Origin of the sequence: Bacteroides acidifaciens (assembly GCF_903181435.1) — a bacterium.
In the GTDB taxonomy this organism is placed as follows: Bacteria; Bacteroidota; Bacteroidia; order Bacteroidales; family Bacteroidaceae; genus Bacteroides.
On record NZ_CAEUHO010000004.1, the window covers coordinates 826,524 to 848,877 of the forward strand.

16 protein-coding genes and 1 tRNA gene are annotated in these 22,354 nt (G+C 44.8%); 16 read left to right on the top strand and 1 reads right to left on the bottom strand.

The genetic code is table 11. From position 1 onward, the window contains the following. Positions 1 to 50: 50 nt before the first annotated feature. From tnpC to CLIN57ABFB40_RS15255, 12 genes are all read left to right on the top strand, one after another. Complete coding sequence (gene tnpC / locus CLIN57ABFB40_RS15200; protein WP_175628387.1) at positions 51 to 1,664, top strand: IS66 family transposase; 1,614 nt, start codon at positions 51 to 53, stop codon at positions 1,662 to 1,664. A 625-nt stretch (positions 1,665 to 2,289) separates the two neighbouring features. Further along, on the top strand, positions 2,290 to 3,747 hold the full coding sequence (gene rhaB, locus CLIN57ABFB40_RS15205) for a rhamnulokinase (RefSeq protein ID WP_175630874.1): 1,458 nt from the start codon (positions 2,290 to 2,292) through the stop codon (positions 3,745 to 3,747). A 35-nt stretch (positions 3,748 to 3,782) separates the two neighbouring features. After that, a complete protein-coding gene (locus tag CLIN57ABFB40_RS15210) occupies positions 3,783 to 5,039 on the top strand; it encodes an L-rhamnose isomerase (RefSeq protein WP_024987939.1) in 1,257 nt (418 codons plus the stop codon). 3 nt (positions 5,040 to 5,042) lie between these two features. Beyond that, entirely contained in the window at positions 5,043 to 6,062 is a 1,020-nt protein-coding gene (rhaT, locus tag CLIN57ABFB40_RS15215) for an L-rhamnose/proton symporter RhaT (protein ID WP_175630875.1), read from the top strand. A 15-nt stretch (positions 6,063 to 6,077) separates the two neighbouring features. Next, positions 6,078 to 6,887: a rhamnulose-1-phosphate aldolase gene (gene rhaD, locus CLIN57ABFB40_RS15220; RefSeq protein ID WP_175630876.1), complete on the top strand. Its 810-nt coding sequence runs from the start codon at positions 6,078 to 6,080 to the stop codon at positions 6,885 to 6,887. Between the two features lie 97 nt (positions 6,888 to 6,984). Then, positions 6,985 to 8,139: a lactaldehyde reductase gene (fucO, locus tag CLIN57ABFB40_RS15225; RefSeq protein WP_175630877.1), complete on the top strand. Its 1,155-nt coding sequence runs from the start codon at positions 6,985 to 6,987 to the stop codon at positions 8,137 to 8,139. 131 nt (positions 8,140 to 8,270) lie between these two features. Then, positions 8,271 to 9,170, top strand: coding sequence for an AraC family transcriptional regulator (locus CLIN57ABFB40_RS15230; RefSeq protein ID WP_175630878.1), 900 nt, complete (start codon positions 8,271 to 8,273; stop codon positions 9,168 to 9,170). A gap of 352 nt (positions 9,171 to 9,522) precedes the next feature. Further along, the gene (locus CLIN57ABFB40_RS15235; protein WP_175630879.1) at positions 9,523 to 12,594 is read left to right on the top strand and encodes a SusC/RagA family TonB-linked outer membrane protein; all 3,072 of its coding nucleotides are present in this window, start codon (positions 9,523 to 9,525) and stop codon (positions 12,592 to 12,594) included. A gap of 32 nt (positions 12,595 to 12,626) precedes the next feature. Beyond that, positions 12,627 to 14,255, top strand: coding sequence for a SusD/RagB family nutrient-binding outer membrane lipoprotein (locus CLIN57ABFB40_RS15240; protein WP_175630880.1), 1,629 nt, complete (start codon positions 12,627 to 12,629; stop codon positions 14,253 to 14,255). Positions 14,256 to 14,288: 33 nt separating this feature from the next. Beyond that, on the top strand, positions 14,289 to 15,398 hold the full coding sequence (locus tag CLIN57ABFB40_RS15245; protein ID WP_175630881.1) for an endo-beta-N-acetylglucosaminidase family protein: 1,110 nt from the start codon (positions 14,289 to 14,291) through the stop codon (positions 15,396 to 15,398). A 15-nt stretch (positions 15,399 to 15,413) separates the two neighbouring features. Continuing rightward, positions 15,414 to 16,586 carry a BT_3987 domain-containing protein gene (locus tag CLIN57ABFB40_RS15250; protein ID WP_175630882.1) on the top strand — a complete coding sequence of 391 codons (1,173 nt, stop codon included), beginning with the start codon at positions 15,414 to 15,416 and terminating at the stop codon, positions 16,584 to 16,586. A 138-nt stretch (positions 16,587 to 16,724) separates the two neighbouring features. Further along, positions 16,725 to 17,270 (top strand): RNA polymerase sigma-70 factor, encoded by a 546-nt coding sequence (locus CLIN57ABFB40_RS15255; protein ID WP_254871792.1) that lies wholly within the window; start codon positions 16,725 to 16,727, stop codon positions 17,268 to 17,270. 178 nt (positions 17,271 to 17,448) lie between these two features. On the opposite strand, the gene CLIN57ABFB40_RS15260 is transcribed toward CLIN57ABFB40_RS15255, so the two are convergent. Next, a tRNA-Met gene (locus CLIN57ABFB40_RS15260) sits at positions 17,449 to 17,521 on the bottom strand. A 236-nt stretch (positions 17,522 to 17,757) separates the two neighbouring features. Here CLIN57ABFB40_RS15260 and CLIN57ABFB40_RS15265 point away from each other — a divergent pair. The 4 genes from CLIN57ABFB40_RS15265 to CLIN57ABFB40_RS15280 all read left to right on the top strand — a co-directional run bounded on the left by CLIN57ABFB40_RS15265 (position 17,758) and on the right by CLIN57ABFB40_RS15280 (position 22,215). Next, complete coding sequence (locus tag CLIN57ABFB40_RS15265) at positions 17,758 to 18,348, top strand: TetR/AcrR family transcriptional regulator (protein ID WP_167961680.1); 591 nt, start codon at positions 17,758 to 17,760, stop codon at positions 18,346 to 18,348. Positions 18,349 to 18,364: 16 nt separating this feature from the next. Next, entirely contained in the window at positions 18,365 to 19,111 is a 747-nt protein-coding gene (gene fabG / locus CLIN57ABFB40_RS15270; RefSeq protein ID WP_009040273.1) for a 3-oxoacyl-[acyl-carrier-protein] reductase, read from the top strand. Between the two features lie 9 nt (positions 19,112 to 19,120). Next, entirely contained in the window at positions 19,121 to 19,792 is a 672-nt protein-coding gene (locus tag CLIN57ABFB40_RS15275) for an RluA family pseudouridine synthase (protein ID WP_175630883.1), read from the top strand. Between the two features lie 152 nt (positions 19,793 to 19,944). Continuing rightward, positions 19,945 to 22,215, top strand: a complete 2,271-nt coding sequence (locus CLIN57ABFB40_RS15280; protein ID WP_175630884.1) for a GH92 family glycosyl hydrolase — start codon at positions 19,945 to 19,947, stop codon at positions 22,213 to 22,215. Positions 22,216 to 22,354 lie beyond the last annotated feature (139 nt).

The following is a 22,354-nucleotide window of genomic DNA, read 5'->3' on the forward strand; positions in this document are numbered from 1 at the left end:
TTCTGCTTTATTTTCATAACTTTGTCACATAATAAAAAAGTGGATATACAGTGAAAGAACCGGTCATTACCCTTACTTTGGAAGAGTACGAAGAGCTGCGCAAGGAACGTGAACGCCTTGAAAAGGAACATGCAGAACTTCAGAGAAAATACGAATCCTCTTTGCGGGAGTATTCCCGCCAGGTCGAAGAAATCTCAGCCTGTACAGCCGTCATTGCCGACCTGAGATGGAAATTGGCTGACTTGACACGCCGTTTATGGGGTAAATCCAGTGAAAAACGCCATCTTCCCGAAGATGCTGGCCAGTTGAGCATCTGTTTTGAGTCTCCGTCCGATGTCAATGACCCGGTAGCGGAAGAACAGAAAACAGCTGAGAAATCTGCCAAATCGGAGAATGGCTACAACCGTTTCCGTAAGAGCTTCACCAAAAAGATTACCCCCCACGCCCGTAAGCCCATCGCCCCGTCCCTTCCCCGTGAAGAGATTATCATTCCCATGCCGGAGGGCCTTTCGTTGGAGGGAGCGGCGAAGCTGGGAGAGGAAGTGAGCGAACAATATGCCGTCAGTCCCGCCCGATTCTATGTGAGACGCATCATCCGCCCTAAATACCGGCTCGCCGACGGTCGTATCATAACTGCTCCCATGCCCGTAATGGCACATCCCCACAGCAATGCGTCGGAAAGTGTACTGTCACACATTGCTACCGCCAAATATTACGACCACCTGCCTCTGTACAGACAACTGGACATCTTTGAGCGTGAAGGCATCCATCTGAGTCCTTCCACTGTAAGTAACTGGATGATGGCTGCCGCACAGCGTCTGGAGCCAATCTATAATGAACTTCGTGAACTGGTCAAGGACAGCTATTACGTCATGGCCGATGAGACGCCCCATCCCGTACTTGAAAGCGACCGGCCCGGTGCTCTTCACCGCGGGTATATGTGGAACTTCTATCTGCCCCGGTTCCATACCCCATTCTTTGAATATCACAAGGGACGTGGCAGCAGCGGAATAGACACGCTGCTGGCAGGACAGGTTCGGGTGGTACAGAGTGACGGCTTTGCAGTATATGACGAGTTCGACACACTACCCGGAAAGTTGCACCTGTGCTGCTGGGCACACGTCAGGCGCAAGTTTGTGGAAGCGGAAGGAAATGACCCTCCCAGAGCAAGGCATGCACTTGAACAAATAGGCAGACTGTATGCTGTGGAGGAGAAAATCAGGATAGGACATCTGGAAGGCGGGGCTGTAGTAAGGCTTCGCCGGGAAGAATCGTACCCTATTATCAAAGGACTGGAAAAATGGTGCAGGCAGGAGTATGAACATACGGTTGAGAAATCGCCTATTGCAAAGGCCATATTCTATATGTACACACGTTTTGAACAACTGTCTGGATATGTCAACGATGCACAGTTCTGCATTGACAATAATCCGGTGGAGCGCTCTATAAGGCCATTGACTTTGAACAGAAAAAACACTCTTTTCTCCGGTTCACATGAAGCGGCACATGCAGCGGCAATATTCTTTTCACTGATGGGATGTTGCAGGGAAAATAAGGTGAACCCAAAACTATGGATGCAGGACGTGTTGATTAGGGTACAGGAGAATGAAAGAGAAAAGAAAAACGACTACGCCGATTTACTGCCATTTAATTGGAAAGGATAAACAAGAAAGATAGATAAAGTCAAAAGCCAGACAAAGCATGTCTGGCTTTTGACTTTATTATAGCTTGGAGAGAAATACGGGCGAGGCCGAATGCTTACACTTTATTTCTATTTATTAATCGCCGACTATAGTTGTCTACCTGGCTGACTATAGTCGGCTGATTGGACAACCCCAGTCGGCTAGATGGACAACTCTAGTCGGCTTCTTTGGTACAAGCTGTTCAATTTGCTAAGATTGACAATCCAGATGCGAAGGTTACGGGCTGTGAAAGTGCAAACTATGGGAATTGTGAAGGCGTGAAGGGCGTGAAGAAAAGACTTTTCTTTATTTGTTCACAGAAAACACCTGTCAAACAAATGATTACCATCCGTGAAGGATGTGAAGGAGGAGAACTAAACTTTATTGAGGCTTTGGTAATTTTCGGCACAATTAGTTCAAAACCGCATCGGTTTTGAGTTATTCTTTGGTTTTGTTATTGTATGGAAACTATACTTGAAGAATCCTTTTTCTGTTTTGTGTCAAAATGTATATCCTTTCAATCAAAATGCGTAAGGAGCACGAGGAGGGAATCGCCTATCTTTGCAATGTAGGTAAATGGATACCTTAAATATATAGACAGAATACCATGAAACAAAACTTTTTTGCAGTCGACCTGGGCGCAACGAGCGGCCGTACAATCTTGGGAACTTTCATTGAAGGCGGATTAAACCTCGAAGAGATTAACCGTTTCCCTAATCATCTGATTGAAGTCGGTGGTCATTTCTATTGGGATATTTATGCATTATACCGTCATATTATTGACGGCTTGAAACTGGTGGCTCACCGTGGTGAATCTATCACTTCTATCGGCATTGATACGTGGGGAGTGGATTTTGTATGTGTCGGAAAAGACGGAAACCTGCTTCGCCAGCCTTATGCGTATCGTGACCCGCATACGGTAGGAGCACCGGAAGCTCTTTTCTCCCGCATCTCGCGTAGCGAAGTATATGGTAAGACGGGTATTCAGATAATGAATTTTAATTCACTTTTCCAGTTGGATACTTTACGTCGTAATAATGACAGTGCGTTGGCAGCAGCAGATAAGATTCTGTTTATGCCGGATGCATTGAGCTATATGCTGACCGGGGAAATGGTGACGGAATATACGATTGCTTCGACAGCCCAACTGGTGAATGCGCAGACCCGTCGTCTCGAACCGGAATTGTTGCAAGCAGTCGGCTTGAGTGAAAAGAACTTCGGCCGTTTTGTATTCCCGGGTGAAAAGGTCGGAGTATTGACAGAAGAAGTGCAGAAGATTACCGGGCTGGGAGCCATTCCCGTGATTGCCGTAGCCGGACATGATACGGGTTCTGCTGTTGCCGCTGTTCCGGCATTGGACCGCAACTTTGCTTATCTGAGTAGTGGCACCTGGTCGCTGATGGGCGTTGAAACGGACGCTCCAGTGATTAATGCTGACACGGAAGCGTTGAACTTTACCAATGAAGGCGGTGTGGAAGGAACTATCCGTCTGCTGAAGAATATCTGCGGAATGTGGTTGCTGGAACGCTGTCGTTTGAATTGGGGGGATACAAGTTATCCCGAACTTATCAGTGAGGCAGATGCTTGTGAACCGTTCCGTAGCTTGATTAATCCCGATGATGACTGCTTCGCGAATCCTGCGGATATGGAAAAAGCCATTGCAGAATATTGCCATGCCACCGGACAGCCTGTTCCCGAACAGCGCGGGCAGGTGGTGCGCTGTATCTTTGAGAGCCTGGCTTTGCGTTATCGTCAGGTATTGGAGAATCTACGTTCACTGTCTCCCCGCCCGATTGAGACCTTACACGTGATTGGCGGTGGCAGCCGTAATGATTTGCTGAACCAGTTTACTGCCAATGCTATCGGTATTCCGGTGGTTGCGGGGCCGTCCGAAGCTACCGCTATCGGTAATGTAATGATTCAGGCAATGGCGGCAGGTGAAGAGACGGATGTGGCAGGGATGCGCCGGTTGATAAACAGTTCCATCCCGTTGAAAACTTATCATCCGCAGGATACGGAAGCGTGGGACGCGGCTTATATACACTTTAAAAACTGTATCCGATAATTAATAAGAATAATCATTTTAAACAATAGAATATCATGAAAAAAGAAGAACTGATTCAGAAAGCGTATGAGGTTGCTGTGGAACGTTATGCAGCAGTAGGTGTGGACACCGAACAAGTATTGAAGACTATGCAGGATTTTCATCTGTCACTCCACTGCTGGCAGGCTGACGATGTAACAGGATTTGAAGTGCAGGCAGGTTCACTGACCGGTGGTATCCAAGCTACCGGCAACTATCCTGGCAAGGCCCGCAACATCGACGAACTGCGTGCCGACATCTTGAAAGCCGCTTCTTATATTCCGGGTACTCACCGTCTGAATCTGCATGAAATCTACGGTGATTTCCAGGGCAAGGTAGTAGACCGTGACCAGGTAGAACCGGAGCATTTCAAGAGCTGGATAGAATGGGGTAAGGAACATAACATGAAACTTGACTTCAACTCCACTTCTTTCTCGCATCCGAAATCGGGCGACTTGTCTCTTTCTAATCCGGACGAAGGTATCCGCCAGTTCTGGATTGAGCATACAAAACGTTGCCGTGCAGTTGCCGAAGAAATGGGTAAGGCACAGGGCGACCCGTGTATCATGAATCTTTGGGTGCACGACGGAAGCAAAGATATCACAGTGAACCGCATGAAATATCGTGCATTGTTGAAAGATTCTCTGGACCAGATTTTCGCTACCGAATATAAGAACATGAAGGACTGTATCGAATCTAAAGTGTTCGGTATCGGTCTGGAAAGCTACACGGTAGGTTCCAATGACTTCTATATCGGTTATGGCGCTTCACGCAACAAGATGATTACGCTGGATACCGGTCACTTCCACCCGACGGAAAGTGTGGCTGACAAAGTATCTTCACTGTTGCTTTATGTTCCCGAACTGATGTTGCACGTAAGCCGTCCGGTCCGTTGGGATTCCGACCACGTCACTATCATGGACGACCCGACTATGGAACTGTTCAGTGAAATCGTTCGTTGTGGCGCATTAGACCGCGTACACTATGGGCTTGACTATTTCGACGCTTCTATCAACCGTATCGGTGCTTACGTAATCGGTAGCCGTGCCGCACAGAAATGTATGACTCGCGCCCTGCTCGAACCGATTGCCAAGTTGCGTGAATACGAAGCCAACGGACAGGGATTCCAACGTCTGGCTCTGCTCGAAGAAGAAAAAGCGCTTCCGTGGAATGCAGTATGGGATATGTTCTGCTTGAGGAACAATGTTCCGGTGGGCGAAGATTTCATTGCGGAAATCGAAAAGTACGAAGCCGAAGTAACTTCTAAACGATAAGTTATGGATATTTTAATCGGCTTGTTGATTATAGCCATCGGTAGCTTTTGCCAGTCCAGTTCCTATGTACCTATTAAAAAGGTAAAGGAATGGAGCTGGGAAAGCTTCTGGTTGATACAAGGTGTGTTTGCCTGGCTGGTGTTCCCGTTTCTGGGTTCACTGCTGGGGGTACCCCAAGGGGGCAGCCTGCTCGACTTGTGGGGAGCGGGAGGTGCTGGAATGAGCATCTTTTATGGTATATTGTGGGGAGTGGGCGGTCTGACGTTCGGACTTTCCATGCGCTATCTGGGGGTTGCATTGGGGCAAAGTATCTCATTGGGTACTTGTGCCGGTTTCGGAACACTTCTTCCGGCTCTTTTTGCAGGAACGAATTTGTTCGCAGGCAACGGACTGATTCTTTTGTTGGGTGTTTGTATTACGTTGGCTGGTATTGCCATCATCGGTTATGCCGGTAGCCTGCGTGCACAAAACATGAGTGAAGAGGAAAAGCGTGCTGCCGTGAAAGATTTTGCTCTGACAAAAGGGTTGTTGGTAGCATTGATGGCGGGTGTGATGAGCGCTTGCTTCGCTTTGGGGCTGGATGCCGGAACGCCTATCAAGGAGGCTGCTTTGGCAGGTGGTGTTGAAGGACTTTATGCGGGGCTTCCTGTTATCTTCCTGGTGACGCTTGGTGGATTCCTGACGAATGCGGTGTACTGTCTGCAACAGAATGTGGCGAATAAGTCTATGGGCGACTATGCTAAAGGAAAAGTATGGGGCAATAATCTGGTGTTCTGTGCATTGGCAGGCGTACTGTGGTATATGCAGTTCTTCGGACTGGAAATGGGAAAGAGTTTCCTTACGGAAAGTCCTGTGTTGCTGGCTTTCTCCTGGTGTATCCTGATGGCATTGAATGTGACATTCAGTAATATTTGGGGAATTATCCTGAAAGAATGGAAGGGAGTATCTGCCAAGACTATCACCGTACTGATTTGCGGATTGGTGGTGTTGATTTTCTCGCTGGTGTTCCCGAATTTGTTTTAAATAATAGATATATATATGAAATCAATTTTAGAGAATCGTCCGGCACTTGCCAAGGAAGTAAACAAGGTAGCGGAAGTTGCCGGATACTTGTGGCAGAAAGGATGGGCTGAACGTAACGGTGGTAATATCACTGTTAATATCACAGAGTTTGTAGACGATGAAATCCGTCAGATGCAGCCGATTAGCGAGGTAAAATCTATCGGCATTACATTGCCTTACCTGAAAGGATGCTACTTTTACTGCAAGGGAACCAACAAACGTATGCGTGATTTAGCTCGCTGGCCGATGGAGAATGGTTCGGTAATCCGTATTCTGGATGACTGTGCCAGCTACGTAATTATTGCTGATGAAGCGGTGGCTCCCACATCGGAGTTGCCGTCTCACTTGAGCGTACACAATGACCTGTTGAGCAAGAACTCTCCTTATAAAGCATCTGTGCACACTCACCCGATTGAGCTGATTGCGATGACACATTGCCCGAAATTTCTGGAAAAAGATGTGGCTACCAATCTATTGTGGAGCATGATTCCCGAAACAAAGGCATTCTGTCCGCGTGGTTTGGGTATCATTCCTTACAAGTTGCCTAGTTCGGTAGAACTGGCGGAAGCTACTATCAAGGAATTGCAGGACTATGATGTCGTGATGTGGGAGAAACACGGTGTGTTCGCAGTAGACTGTGATGCTATGCAGGCATTCGACCAGATTGATGTATTGAACAAGTCCGCTTTAATCTATATCGCAGCCAAGAATATGGGCTTCGAACCGGATGGAATGAGCCAGGAACAGATGAAAGAAATGTCAGTTGCTTTCAATCTTCCTAAATAATATTTGTACTAGTCGTTGAATTTATCTACTTTAGCAACCGCAACATTTTCTGTCATAGGAGATGTTGCGGTTTAACCTTTAAATAAGTAACACAACCATGAATCGCATTATTTTAAATGAGACTTCTTATTTCGGTGCCGGATGCCGGAGTGTAATAGCTGTGGAAGCAGCTAGACGTGGCTTTAAGAAAGCCTTTTTTGTAACGGACAAAGACCTTGTCAAATTTGGTGTGGCTGCCGAAATCATTAAAGTATTTGATGAAAATAAGATTCCTTACGAACTTTACAGTGATGTAAAAGCCAATCCTACTATTGCCAATGTACAAAACGGTGTGGCTGCCTATAAGGCTTCCGGTGCTGATTTTATCGTTGCTTTGGGTGGCGGTTCTTCTATTGATACAGCCAAGGGCATCGGTATCGTCGTGAACAATCCGGATTTTGCGGACGTGAAATCTCTGGAAGGAGTTGCGGATACCAAACACAAAGCCGTACCTACTTTCGCATTGCCTACTACTGCCGGAACGGCTGCCGAGGTGACTATCAATTACGTGATTATTGACGAGGACGCACGTAAAAAGATGGTTTGCGTAGACCCGAACGATATTCCTGCCGTGGCTATCGTAGACCCCGAACTGATGTATTCTATGCCGAAAGGTCTGACTGCCGCTACAGGTATGGACGCTTTGACGCACGCTATCGAAAGTTATATTACTCCGGGTGCCTGGGCTATGAGTGATATGTTCGAACTGAAAGCTATCGAGATGATTGCGCAAAATCTGAAAGCGGCTGTGGATAACGGCAAGGATGTAGCTGCCCGCGAAGCTATGTCGCAAGCACAATATATCGCCGGAATGGGATTCTCTAACGTCGGTTTGGGAATCGTTCATTCGATGGCTCATCCGTTGGGAGCTTTCTATGATACTCCTCACGGTGTGGCAAATGCTTTGCTGTTGCCTTACGTGATGGAATATAACGCTGAATCTCCGGCTGCTCCGAAGTATATCAATATTGCGAAAGCAATGGGAGTGGACACTACCGGAATGAGTGAAGCGGAAGGTGTGAAGGCGGCTATTGAAGCAGTAAAAGCCCTTTCCCTGAGCATCGGCATCCCTCAGAAACTGCATGAAATCAATGTGAAGGAAGAAGACATTCCTGCATTGGCAGTAGCGGCTTTCAATGATGTTTGTACGGGTGGTAATCCTCGTCCTACCTCGGTAGAGGATATCGAAGTTTTGTATCATAAAGCTTTCTAAATTAGAATTATTTTAAATAGACATCCGGGGCAGCCTGAAGGTATGCTCCGGATGTTTTTTGTTTCTTTGCATGTGTTTTCTGAAAATAATTCCTATTTTTGTCCAATCCAATTGCATGAAAACACGTTGATATGACTGAGGAAAATAGCTTAGGACTCGAATTCAAATATCTGATTGTAAATGACATGGACCGTAAGTTCGGTTTATGGGTCAATACTGTCGGCTATCAGTCTATCCCGCCCGATTCGCCTTACCCGTTGAAAGAGCATCCTTCCGGTTACTTCTTTAATGCGGAAAAAGGACGGGTGCTCCGAGAGTACCAGTTGGTTTATATCACCAAGGGACGCGGTTTGTTTTCATCCGATTCCACTTCCGAAAAACAGGTTTGTAAAGGCAGGCTGATGGTCTTGTTTCCCGGCCAGTGGCATACCTATCGTCCGTTGCGGCAGACAGGCTGGACGGAGTATTATATCGGTTTTGAGGGGCCGGCAATAGATGCCATTGTAGATGCTTCTTTTTTATCACCTGAACAGCAGATATTAGAGGTCGGTATCAATGAGGAGCTGGTTTCATTATTTTCCCGTGCCCTTGCAGTAGCCGAGGCGGACAAGATTTCGGCACAGCAATATCTATCCGGCATTGTGCTTCACATGATTGGCATGATTCTCTCTGTCTCTAAAAACAAGGTTTTTGAAATGAGTGACGTCGACCAGAAGATAGAGCAGGCGAAGATTATAATGAACGAGAATATTTCTGGCAATGTAGATCCCGAAGAACTGGCGATGCGGCTTAATATCAGTTATTCGTGGTTTCGCCGTGTCTTTAAGGAATATACGGGTTATGCTCCCGCTAAATATTTCCAGGAATTGAAACTACGCAAGGCCAAACAAATGCTGGTGGGAACTTCTCAATCGGTGAAAGAGATTTCTTTCTTTCTTGGTTTTCAGTCTACCGAATATTTCTTTTCTTTCTTTAAAAAGCGTACAGGATTTACTCCTTTAGAATATCGTTCGTTCGGGCGGGAGGAGTAAAATTATAAATGTTCTTGCTATAAACTTATCAATTTATGACTGTTACTTATTAAGCGTTTATAAAATGCTTAATAAAGCAAACGTAGCTATACCTCTGTTTTTGCTCTATTTCACCTGTGAAGCCTGCAGAATTTTAAAAAATAACCCATATGTTATTGCCTGTTAATATATAATAACTATCTTTGCGGCGTAAAACCTAAAAAATAATACATATGAAAAAAAAGTATTTAATATATCGTTTATTAATGTGTTGAATACCTCCGAAAAATCAGTTCGCATCTTTTTGAAATAACGACTGTAGATATAACTCCCGTTATTTATTAAAACTATTTTAAATTTAATTTATTATTGAATGAAAACAAATCTGAATCGCAAAGGTTTCTGTTTGCTTTTTAGCTTGTTGCTATTAGCAGGTGGAGGCAGCTTGTATGCGTCTGACTCTCATTTCGTCAGTCAGGTGCAAGACAATGTAATCAGTGTTTCCGGTACAGTGAAAGATACCAAAGGAGAACCGCTGATTGGTGTAAGTGTTTTGGTGAAGGGTACTACTAATGGTACTGTAACTGACCTGGACGGAAAATTTACATTGAAAGTTTCTGTCGGTGATGTTCTTGAGTTTTCTTATATCGGTTATTCTAACCAGTCAGTAACCGTAGCAAATGCTGCTCCCTTGAACGTTGTGCTTGGTGAAGATACAGAAGTATTGGAAGAAGTAGTTGTAACTGCTTTGGGTATCAAACGTTCGGAAAAGGCGTTGAGTTATAACGTGCAGAAAGTTGGTGGTGAATCGCTGACTGCCGTGAAAGATGCCAACTTTATGAACGGCCTGAATGGTAAGGTGGCAGGTGTGAACATACAACGCAGTTCTTCGGGAGTAGGTGGAGGAACACGTGTAGTTATGCGTGGTAACAAATCGATTGCAGGCGATAATAACGTATTGTATGTGGTTGACGGTGTGCCTATCGGTAACCAGGCTGACCGTGCCGGCGACGGAACCGGTTTCGGCGGTAAAACATCGGGCGAAGGTATTGCCAATTTCAATCCGGACGATATTGAGAGCCTGTCTGTACTGACAGGACCGTCGGCTGCTGCTTTGTATGGTGCGAGTGCTGCTAATGGTGTGATTTTGATTAATACTAAAAAAGGTGCGGCAGGTGCTTTAAGAGTGAATGTTTCTTCCTCTGTGGAGTTCTCCAATCCTTTTGTTACTCCTGAGTTCCAAGACATTTATGGAAGTGTAGATGGAGCATCGACTTCATGGGGCGACAGACTGGAACAACCTTCAGGATACAATCCGATCGATTTCTTCCAGACCGGTGTTACTTATAACAACTCTTTCAATCTGTCTGTGGGAAATGATAAGAGCCAGACTTACCTGTCCGGTTCGGCTGTCAATTCGGATGGTATGGTGGTGAACAATAAATACCATCGTTACAATGTGACATTGAGAAATACATCCAAATTCCTGAACGACAAGTTGACTTTGGACGTATCGGCCAATTATGTCCGCGAATTCTATAACAATATGGTAGCGTATGGTACTTATTTCAATCCGATTGTAGGTGCTTATCTCTATCCGCGTGGAATGAACTTTGAACAGGAAAAATATTTTGAACGCTTCGATGAAACGGATGGTTTCAGCAAGCAGCATTGGGCTTGCGGTGACTTGGGTATGGAGATTCAGAATCCTTACTGGATAGCTTATCGTAACGTCCGTCCTGAGGTTAAAGACCGTTATATGTTGTTCGGTAGTCTGAAATATGATATCTGCGATTTCTTGAATGTGAGCGGTCGCGTGCGTATTGATAATACTTACACGGAAAAGGAAGACAAGCGTTATGCTTCTACCAGCAGTACGTTTGCAGGCCCGAACGGACGCTATAACTATTTCAACGAAAGCTACAGGCAGAAGTATGCGGATATTATGGTCAACTTCGATAAAGCGTTTGCGACCCACTATCGCGCTACCGTCAATGCCGGTGTTTCGTTCGAGGAATACGATACGAAAGGACGTGGATATGGTGGCGATTTGCTGTTGGTTCCCAATAAATTTACGTATGCCAATGTAGACCCGGGAAAGGCTTCTCCGAGCCAGACGGGAGGTGACAGCCGTACAAGAAACTTTGCTGCCTTTGCATCGGCTGAGTTCTCTTGGAAATCAATGTTGTATCTTACTTTGACTGGACGTATGGACAAGCCTTCGCAGTTGGTCAACACGAAGAGAGAGTGGGTTGCTTATCCTTCAGTGGGTGTATCTGCTCTTATCACAGAGATGTTGGACGAAAATCTGCGTAACAGCATACAGCCTGTATTGGGATATTTGAAGGTACGTGCTTCTTTTACAGAAGTCGGTTCACCTATTTCATTTACGGGATTGACTCCGGGTACTATTACACACGAAATGGCAGGTGGTACTTACAAGCCGTATGAATATTATCCGTTGCCGGACTTCAAGGCCGAAAGAACTCGTTCTTACGAATTGGGTATCGACTCCAGATGGTTGAACAATACTATCACGTTGGGAGTGACATTCTATCATTCAAATACTTACAATCAGTTGTTGAAGGCTGATATGCCGAAGGGTTCCGGTTATAACTATATGTTTGTGCAGGCAGGTAATGTACAGAACAGAGGTGTTGAAATCACTTTGGGCTATGACCAGACTTTCGGTGAGTTCAACTACAACACCACTTTCACAGCCACTACTAACAAAAACAAGATTAAAGAGCTGCCTTCCAGCGTAAAAGACCCTATGGGCAACACACATGATTTGAGCGATATCAAGGTTGGACGCTTCCGTTTGCGCGAAGGCGGTGAGATTGGTGATATGTATGCCGACGAGTGGATTGTCCGCGATGCCGACGGTTATATCAACTACACGCCGGGACAGTCTTTGCTTACTGAGGTGACTACTCCTTATAAATTAGGTTCGGTCAATCCGAAATGGAACTTGGGCTGGAACAATGGTTTCTCTTATAAAGGATTCAACCTCAATTTCTTGTTCAATGCTCGTATAGGTGGTAATGTCATTTCGAAGACTCAGGCGGTTCTCGACCGTTCGGGTGTATCAAAGGCGTCTGCTTTGGCTCGTGAAGCAGGTGGAGTGAAACTTGGTAATGTGACAGTCGACCCGAAAGCATATTATGAAACCGTTACTAACTTGGATGCTTATTACGTTTATTCCGCTACAAACGTTCGTTTGCAGGAAGCTCGTTTGGGATATACTTTCCCCGACAAGTGGTTCAAGAGCGTATTGAAGGGCTTGAACGTATCTGTCTATGGAACCAATTTGTGGATGATTTACAACAAAGCACCTTTCGACCCTGAACTGACTGCTTCTACAGGTACATTCGGACAAGGATACGACTATTTTATGCTTCCAAGTCAGCGTACTTTCGGAGTTAGCCTGAAGTTTGGATTTTAATCAATGAGTAATTAAAAAGAATTTTAGATGTTATGAAAATAAAAAATTGCATACTTATAATTGCATCTCTTCTTGCTGTGTCGGCTTGTGACTACGAAGATATCAATACATCTTCTACCGGTGTGTCTGATGATGAATTGAAGCAGAAGGGACTGATGTATGGTGCTCCATTTATGGCGATGCAGCAAAGGGTTATTCCTATCGGCTCGCCTAGTTTGACTACTGGTCCCGGTAATGATTTGCAGAATACGGATTTGATTTCGTCAGGAAATTATATCGGTTATTTTGGAAACAATAACGATTGGGCAAACAATCCTTTGGAAGCTACCTGGTATTTTACCGAAAAAAGAATGGTTTATGCTTATCAGAATTTCTATTCCACTTTCTTCCAATCGTGGATTGACATTCATGATAAGGTGAAAGATTCGGAACTTCCTTCCGACCATGCAATTGGTGCTCTTGCCGATGTTGTAAAAGTGATAGCATGGAGCCGTGCAACGGATGTTTTCGGTCCGATTGCTTACACAAGAGCGGGACAGGGTGAAATCTCTCCCAAGTTCGACGCTCAGGAAGATGTATATAAAGCGATGTTGGCTGATTTGGCTGCTGCGGTAGAGGTGTTGAATCACGCTCCTGATCAGATTCTTCCTTTATACGATTTGATATACGGAGGAAATACTGCACAATGGATTAAGTTGGCGAATTCTATCATGCTCCGCCTGGCTGTGCGAACACATTTCAAAAATGAAGCATTGGCGAGAGAATATATCGAGAAAGCGCTCAATCCGGCCAATGGCGGTGTGATGGAAGTTGTAGCAGACGAAGCCAAAATAGGGGATGGTCCTTTGATGCCGTTGAAGAATTCTATGATGGCCTCTGTAGAGGAATATGGGGAAACCCGTATGGGAGCTACAATCTGGGCTTATTTGAAAGGATATGCAGATGATCGTATGGCTAAAATGTTTACTCAGGCAGAACAGACATCAGGTAAACTTGATTATAAATGTTTGCCGCCTACTAATAACAATAGTAAAACAGACAGCAGGGCAAAAACTACTTCCAAGCCTATTGTTACCGATGCAAGCCCCTTGTATTGGATGCGTGCTTCGGAAGTCTATTTCCTGCGTGCAGAAGCTGCGCTTTATGGATTGGCTGCAGGAGATGCGAAGAGTTTGTATGAAACTGGAGTCAGAACTTCTTTTGAAGAGTTTGGTGTTGCGGGAGCTGACACTTATTTGCAAAAGACAACATTGCCGGTAGATATTAAGAATGGGAATACTGCAATTTATTACTATTCCAGTGTATTGCAAACGGGAAATACCTCTCCTAAGTGGGATGACTACAAGACAGCTAACCAACAAGAAGAGCAGTTGCAGAAAATCATGACGCAGAAGTACCTTGCTCTTTTCCCGAATGCGGTGGAAGCTTGGACTGAATATCGCAGAACAGGTTATCCTTACGTAGCAAAACCTGCTGACACTCAAGCTTATAGTCGTATTGGCGCAGAAGATCCGAACACAAGAACACCGGAACGTTTCAGATTTGCTCCGTCGGAATATCAGACCAATCCGAATATGGAAGAGATACCTACCTTATTGGGTGGTCCCGACCAGGGAGCGACTCCCTTGTGGTGGGTACGGGACAATCGTCCGAAACAATAGGCTAATTGATTGTTGAATTAAAAAAATATATATATGAAATTAAAAAACATCTTATACATATGTCTCGCCGCATCGCTTTCATTGGGAGCTTGTTCGGATTGGACAGAAGAAGAAAGAGTAATTTACGAGAATCAGGAGGGGTTGGAACGTCTGGTTCCGTTGATTGAAGCGCAAGGAGAGGAAGACTTGACTCCGACACAGCGTGAATATTATGCAAAACTGCGCGAATACCGCAATACTCCTCATGTAAAGGGTTTCGGATGGTTCGGTAACTGGACCGGAAAGGGAACCAACGCGCAGAATTATTTGAAAATGTTGCCCGACAGTGTCGATTTTGTTTCTTTATGGGGTGCCCGTGGAAACTTGTCGGACGAACAGAAAGCCGATTTGAAGTTCTTCCAGGAAGTGAAGGGCGGAAAGGTCTTATTATGTTGGATTATAGATAACTTGGGTGTAGGTATTACGCCGGAGGGAGTGGAAGATAGACGTGGATATTGGTTGGAGAAAGGTGGTGGCGATGAAACAAAAGCCATTGAAGCCTATGCCAATGCGCTTTGTGATACAATAGACAAATATAACCTTGATGGTTTTGATATTGACTATGAACCGACATATGGACATAGTGGTGACTTGGCAAATGCTCAAACAATTGCCGAAAATAGCGGTAATACGAAAATGTGGACGCTTATCAAAACAATGAGCGACCGCCTGCGTCCTCAGGGCAAGATGCTGGTGATGGACGGCGAACCATATCGCTTGTCTGCGGAGGCTTCCGAGATGATCGACCATTATATTTACCAGGCTTATCATGAGAATTCCACAGCGGGAGTAAAGATGAAAATTCAAAAGGGAGAACATTTGAAAGACTGGGAGCGTAGGACGATTATTACGGTAGAGTTTGAACAGTATTGGCGTACCGGAGGAGTTGCGAGATACACCAGTGCTGATCATCCTGAGTTCTCTAATAAAAACGGAGGACAGATTTTTGATTATGCTACTCTCGACTTGCCCAGTGGAAAACGTATCGGAGGTATAGGCTCTTATCATATGGAATATGATTTCAAGAACGAGCCTCCTTATAAATGGTTGCGCACTGCTTTGTATTATGGCAATGTCGTATATCCGGGTGACTATCAACAATAAAATTAGTATTTAGATATGAAGAAATTAATATTTAGTTTGGCAAGTATCTGCCTTTTGACTGCTTGTCAGAATGAACTTTATAAAAATCCGCTTGAGGATTTTCAAAGTGAACAAGGAGCATTTATCGATTCGAAGAGTACGGTTCAGATATTCGTGGAAGAGGATACTGAATTGTCGGTCAAAGATGTAAAGATAGCTTTGGTAAAGCCCACAGGGGCTGCTGTCAAAGTATCTGTTGTTGCGGGCGACAAAGAGCAGCTCGACCGGTTCAATAGTAAAAATAAGACAGACTACACTATGCTTCCGGCTGAAATGTACGCTGTTGGCAAAGAGGTAGAATTTGCATCAATGTCTACTTCGCAGGTATTGGACGTGACGCTGAAAAACGTAAAATTTGAATCAGGAGTGAGCTATGCTTTGCCAATTAAGATTGCCAATGGCGATGTTGCCGGTATCGACGGTGAGAAAGAGACACTGATTGTTTTGGAACAACGTATCAGAACTAAGTGTCTGATGATGAAAAACACCAACGGTGCGGAAGATGCTAATATGTGGCCGGAAGGTCTCTCTGTTCCGCAATGGACATTTGAGGTAATGCTTAATCGTGCGGCTTACAAGCAGAATAACATGGCTATCGGCGGAACCAAGCAGGTGACAGGTTCTACACCGTTGGACGAAATCTATACTCGTTTCGGTGACGTGACCATCGATCCGAACCAGTTGCAGATTAAGACCGGTGCATCACAAATCGATGTAGACAAAGAAAAGTTTGCCGCTCAACCAAATACATGGTATATGATTGCGTTTGTGTACGATGGCAAAAAGACCTATGTTTATGTCAACGGCAATTTGGTAGCCGAACAGGAAATTCGTAGCGGCGAGTATAAACTGGCAGGATTCTGGATTGGAGGAAAGAATGACTACGTTCGCGAATACCGTTTCTGGAGAATAGCCCGTACGCCCAAGCAGTTGAGCGATTATGCATGGAAGATGGTTGACCCGACCGACGATGACTTGGTTGTTTACTATCCGTGTAATGGTAAGAAGCGCAATGATGACGGAACAATTGTTGAAGATGAAACCATGATTTGGGACTGGAGTAAGGGAGCACATCACCTTGCTATGCCCAACAATGCTTATTACGACGACAACAGCGGTAATATGTTTATCTTCCCTGAAGTAAAATAAGAAATGAACCCGACAGAAAGTAATCCGTTATTTTCTGTATCTTAATAATGTAGCATGGGGGTGCGTCAAAACTCACTGTGGTGAAAACCGGTTCTGACACATCCCTGTGCTTTTTACTATTGTCCACAATGTAATTGTATGGAAATGATGATGGATAAGGAGAGTTTTGACCAAAGAGATTTCTTTTCGCGGTTGGTCAAAGCCAATTATTCTAGGATAAAGCAGTTTGCTTACGGCTTGCTGAGAACCGAGTTGGATGCGGAAGATGTTACTCAGGAAGTTTTTACCCGACTTTGGGAAAGGCGTCACATATGGGTGGACAATGAAAGAGAGATTGATTCCTATCTTTTGATTATGACGCGAAACATCGCAATCAATCGCTACAAGCACGAGCAGGTGAGACAGGAGTACGAAGAGCGTTTTACGCTGGAAGCCCCCTCATTTCTGATGGAAGAGGATTTTCTGGAGAGATATTACTGCCGGGAAACGCTTCAGGATGTATATTCCGTACTTGCTACGCTTCCCGAGCGCAGGAGAAGAGCGTTTGAACTGAGCCGTTTTGATGAAAAAAGCTATAAGGAAATAGCCGATATCATGAACGTATCTGTCCGTACGATAGAGCGGCAAATCTATTTGACGTTGGTGGAACTGAGAAAGATTTTTGGGAATTCACATTTTTCCTAAGCTGTTTATAACGTCGGCAGCTATTCCGTTAATGTATTTATTATAAATAAATTAACCTGTTAATAACTTTGTTGATACCCTTGTTGATAATTGCAGCGAAGGGTGTTGATAACACTATTGGAGAGTAAATAGCCATAAACAAAGAAGAACCGCATTTCTGCGATTCTTCTTATCTTAGTTGCGGAGATCCGACTCGAACGAATGACCTTTGGGTTATGAGCCCAACGAGCTACCAACTGCTCCACTCCGCGATGTTTAACGAGTGCAAAGGTACGGCTTTATTTGGAATACACAAATTATTTGCAGAATATTTTTCTAATAAATTCTCATATTTCTCATATATAGCTGAAAATGAGTAGGGTAATAGGATGACTTTTTTTAGTACCTATTAATATACAAACGTTAATATTCTCTCTATTTTCTTGTGTGGTCTAAAGAAAAGAGTTACTTTTGCTCAGAATATTCAGCAATGTGCAATTTGTAACCTATGACCGTATCCAAGACAAAAGCCAAATTAGTAGATGTTGCCCGTCAGCTTTTTGCGAAGATGGGAGTAGAGAACACGACAATGAACGATATCGCTCTTGCTTCTAAAAAAGGTAGAAGGACTCTATATACCTATTTTAAAAGTAAGGATGAAATCTATCTGGCTGTTGTAGAATCAGAACTGGATATCCTGTCGGATATGATGAAGCGGGTGTCGGAAAAGAATATCTCTCCGGATGAAAAACTATTGGAACTGATATATACCCGGCTGGATGCGGTAAAAGAAGTCGTCTACCGGAACGGGACGTTGCGTGCCAACTTCTTCCGTGACATATGGCGGGTAGAGAAGGTGCGTAAGAAATTCGATGCAAAGGAGATGCAGCTCTTTAAGGCGGTTCTTCTGGAAGGACAGGCAAAAGGAGTTTTCCACATTGACGATGTAGAGATGACTGCCGATTTGATACATTATTGCGTGAAGGGAATTGAAGTTCCTTATATCCGCGGTCATATAGGTGCGCATCTGGATGAAGATACGAGAAACAGATATGTGTCCAACATTGTGTTTGGCGCACTGCATAGAACAGAAATTTAATTAAATAATTTTTAGTATGGGATTATTAGACGGAAAAACAGCCATTGTAACCGGTGCTGCCCGAGGTATTGGTAAGGCTATCGCTCTGAAGTTTGCCGCCGAAGGCGCAAACATCGCATTTACTGACCTTGTCATTGACGAAAATGCAGATAATACAGTTAAAGAATTGGAAGCAATGGGCGTGAAAGCCAAAGGTTATGCTTCTAACGCTGCTAACTTTGAAGATACTGCAAAGGTCGTAGAAGAAATCCACAAGGACTTCGGACGTATCGATATATTGGTAAACAATGCCGGTATCACTCGTGACGGCTTGATGATGCGTATGAGCGAACAGCAATGGGATATGGTAATCAACGTGAACCTGAAGTCTGCATTTAACTTCATCCACGCTTGTACACCTATCATGATGCGTCAAAAAGCAGGTAGCATTATCAATATGGCATCCGTAGTAGGTGTTCACGGTAATGCGGGACAAGCTAACTATGCTGCTTCTAAAGCAGGTATGATTGCATTGGCGAAGTCTATCGCACAGGAACTCGGTTCTCGCGGCATCCGTGCCAACGCTATCGCTCCGGGATTCATCCTGACAGACATGACTGCTGCTCTCTCTGACGAAGTAAGAGCTGAATGGGCAAAGAAAATTCCTTTGCGTCGTGGCGGTACTCCTGAAGATGTGGCAAACATCGCTACCTTCTTGGCTTCTGATATGTCTTCTTATGTATCAGGACAGGTGATTCAGGTAGATGGTGGTATGAATATGTAATCGAACAGAATGACTGTTGTATACGAAGACAACCATATCATTGTAGTCAACAAGACCGCTTCCGAGATTGTCCAGGCAGACAAGACGGGGGATACGCCGCTTTCGGAGACTGTGAAACAGTACCTGAAAGAGAAGTACCAGAAACCCGGCAATGTCTTCATCGGTGTGACACACCGGCTGGACCGCCCCGTAAGCGGTCTTGTCATATTTGCCAAAACGAGCAAGGCACTTACGCGTCTCAATGAGATGTTCCGCACCAGTGAGGTGAAGAAGACCTACTGGGCAGTGGTGAAGAACGCTCCCGGAGAACCGGAAGGCGAACTGGTACATTTCCTTGTACGCAATGAGAAGCAGAACAAGAGTTATGCGTACGATAAAGAAGTGCCGAATAGCAAGAAGGCGATTTTGGACTACCGCCTAATCGGCCGTTCGGAGAATTATTATTTGCTCGAAGTTGATTTGAAAACCGGGCGCCATCATCAGATTCGTTGCCAGTTGGCAAAGATGGGATGTCCCATTAAGGGAGACTTGAAATACGGCTCTCCTCGTTCCAATCCCGATGGCAGCATTTGCCTGCATGCCCGGAGGGTACGGTTCGTACACCCCGTCTCGAAAGAGTTGATAGCGCTTGAAGCTCCTCTCCCCGATGGAAACCTATGGAAAGGATTTGAACTGTTCTAAGCAGTACAAATCCTTCTTCTTTTTGCCAAAAGAGTAAACTTGCCTGCCATTCTTCCGGTTAATTCTAGCGACAGCCGGTAAATTCCCCGATACATATTATATTTGCATCATTCGCTAATTACTATATTCAGTTATACTAAAGAAAAATACGAATGAAGGCATTTAAACTACTCGCACTTGCTTCCTGCTTTTTACTTGCGACAGGAAGCGGAGTTGCACAACGGGACTATTCAAAAAGTGAAGGACTGCTTCAGTATGTCGACCCTTATATCGGCTCCGGTTATCACGGGCATGTATTTGTAGGAACGAGCGTTCCTTACGGCATGGTGCAGCTCGGCCCTAGCAATATCCATAAAGGATGGGACTGGTGCTCCGGCTATCATTATTCCGACAGCATCTTGATAGGTTTCTCGCATACTCATCTGAGCGGTACGGGATGTACCGACTTAGGTGATATTCTCATTATGCCGTTGAATGAAATCCGTACTCCTAGAGGAAATCAGGATGATATACGCGACGGCTACGCTTCCCGCTATTCGCACGATAATGAGATAGCCCGTCCCGAATATTACTCCTTACTTCTCGACCGCTATAATATCAGAGCGGAACTGACGGCAACAGACCGGGTAGGCTTCCATCGTTATACATACCCCGAAGGCAAGCCTGCTTCTATATTGATTGACTTGCGCGAAGGGAACGGCTCGAATGCCTATGATAGCTATATCCGTAAAATAGACGACTATACAGTAGAAGGCTATCGCTACGTAAGGGGTTGGAGCCCTTCCCGGAAAGTCTATTTTGTGCTGAAGAGCGACAAGAAGATAGAGCAGTTTACAGCCTACGATGATAATACGCCGAAACCCTGGGACCAACTGAAAGTAGCATCCGTAAAAAGCGTCCTCACCTTCGGCAATGTAAAAGAAGTAAAGATAAAGGTTGCTATTTCTTCCGTTAGCTGTGCCAATGCAGCAATGAACCTGCAAGAAGAACTTTCTCATTGGGACTTTGACAAAACAGTAAAGATGAGTGCCGGACGATGGAATAAAGAACTTGCAAGAATGACAGTAGAGACGGATGATGAGGCTTCCAAACGTACTTTTTATACTGCGCATTATCATACCATGATTGCTCCTACGCTTTATTGTGACGTGAATGGAGAATATAGAGGGATGAATGATATGATTTACACTGACCCGAAGAAGGTCAACTATACCACCCTTTCTTTATGGGATACCTACCGGGCCCTGCATCCTCTGATGACTATCATCCAGCCTGAAATGGTAGACAACGTGGTCAACTCCATGCTTTCCATCTACCGCCAGCAGGACAAGCTTCCTATCTGGCCTTTGATGAGCGGTGAAACTAATCAAATGCCGGGTTATAGCTCCGTCCCTGTCATTGCCGATGCCTACCTGAAAGGATTTACCGGATTCGATGCGGAAGAAGCATTGCAGGCAATGAAAGCGACTGCCACTTATGAGAAACAAAAAGGAGTCCCTTATGTGATAGAGAAAGGATATATCCCTGCCGATAAAATCCATGAAGCTACCTCGATAGCCATGGAATATGCAGTAGATGACTGGGGAATTGCCGCCATGGCACGTAAAATGGGAAAGACCGGAGATGCGGCAACTTACGCGAAACGTGCGCATTACTATAAAAACTACTTCGACTCTTCCATCCACTTCATTCGTCCGAAGTTGGAAGACGGTTCCTGGCGTACTCCTTATGACCCGGCACGATCCATCCATACCGTCGGAGACTTCTGCGAAGGCAACGGCTGGCAATATACATTCTTCGCTCCGCAAGACCCGTATGGGCTAATCGGTCTATTCGGTGGTGACAAACCGTTTGTCGCCAAACTCGATAACTTCTTTACTAATAATGACAGCATGGGCGAAGGCGCATCCAGTGATATTACCGGACTTATCGGGCAATACGCACATGGAAATGAACCGAGCCATCACGTCGCCTACCTGTATGCATATGCCGGCGAGCAATGGAAAACAGCGGAGAAAGTGCGTTTCATTATGGATGAATTCTATACAGACCGACCGGAAGGCATCATCGGTAATGAAGACTGCGGTCAGATGTCCGCCTGGTATCTTCTTTCATCCATGGGGCTTTATCAAGTGAATCCGTCGGACGGTGTATTTGTTTTCGGCAGCCCGTGTTTTAAGAAAGTCGAAATGAAGGTACGTGGTGGCAAGACATTTACAGTTGAAGCTCCCAACAATAACAAAGAGAATATTTATATCCAGAAAGTTTATTTGAACGGTAAGCCTTATAATAAGAGTTATATCATATATGATGATATTATCAACGGCAGCACTTTGAAGTTTGTAATGGGAAAGAAACCGAATAAGAATTTCGGCAAGGCTCCGGCAAACAGACCGGTTGTTTTGAATAAGATAAATGAATAAGAAGAACATAGTTTTCAATAGGTAATAGGATTCAGATAGTTGTTTGAACGTAGTTTTCAGTCCTCTTCCATAAGACTAACAGGTTTTATAGAAGAGGGCTGAATGTTATTAATGGAAACAATGGAATAGCGAATAGCGT

Excerpts from the sequence above, each read along its gene's own strand:
- CLIN57ABFB40_RS15235 (WP_175630879.1), top strand. The coding sequence starts at position 9,523 with ATGAAAACAAATCTGAATCGCAAAGGTTTCTGTTTGCTTTTTAGCTTG.
- rhaT (WP_175630875.1), top strand. The coding sequence starts at position 5,043 with ATGGATATTTTAATCGGCTTGTTGATTATAGCCATCGGTAGCTTTTGC.
- CLIN57ABFB40_RS15250 (WP_175630882.1), top strand. The coding sequence starts at position 15,414 with ATGAAGAAATTAATATTTAGTTTGGCAAGTATCTGCCTTTTGACTGCT.
- CLIN57ABFB40_RS15245 (WP_175630881.1), top strand. The coding sequence starts at position 14,289 with ATGAAATTAAAAAACATCTTATACATATGTCTCGCCGCATCGCTTTCA.
- CLIN57ABFB40_RS15210 (WP_024987939.1), top strand. The coding sequence starts at position 3,783 with ATGAAAAAAGAAGAACTGATTCAGAAAGCGTATGAGGTTGCTGTGGAA.
- CLIN57ABFB40_RS15265 (WP_167961680.1), top strand. The coding sequence starts at position 17,758 with ATGACCGTATCCAAGACAAAAGCCAAATTAGTAGATGTTGCCCGTCAG.
- CLIN57ABFB40_RS15255 (WP_254871792.1), top strand. The coding sequence starts at position 16,725 with ATGGAAATGATGATGGATAAGGAGAGTTTTGACCAAAGAGATTTCTTT.
- fucO (WP_175630877.1), top strand. The coding sequence starts at position 6,985 with ATGAATCGCATTATTTTAAATGAGACTTCTTATTTCGGTGCCGGATGC.
- CLIN57ABFB40_RS15240 (WP_175630880.1), top strand. The coding sequence starts at position 12,627 with ATGAAAATAAAAAATTGCATACTTATAATTGCATCTCTTCTTGCTGTG.
- CLIN57ABFB40_RS15280 (WP_175630884.1), top strand. The coding sequence starts at position 19,945 with ATGAAGGCATTTAAACTACTCGCACTTGCTTCCTGCTTTTTACTTGCG.
- fabG (WP_009040273.1), top strand. The coding sequence starts at position 18,365 with ATGGGATTATTAGACGGAAAAACAGCCATTGTAACCGGTGCTGCCCGA.
- rhaD (WP_175630876.1), top strand. The coding sequence starts at position 6,078 with ATGAAATCAATTTTAGAGAATCGTCCGGCACTTGCCAAGGAAGTAAAC.
- CLIN57ABFB40_RS15275 (WP_175630883.1), top strand. The coding sequence starts at position 19,121 with ATGACTGTTGTATACGAAGACAACCATATCATTGTAGTCAACAAGACC.
- CLIN57ABFB40_RS15230 (WP_175630878.1), top strand. The coding sequence starts at position 8,271 with ATGACTGAGGAAAATAGCTTAGGACTCGAATTCAAATATCTGATTGTA.
- rhaB (WP_175630874.1), top strand. The coding sequence starts at position 2,290 with ATGAAACAAAACTTTTTTGCAGTCGACCTGGGCGCAACGAGCGGCCGT.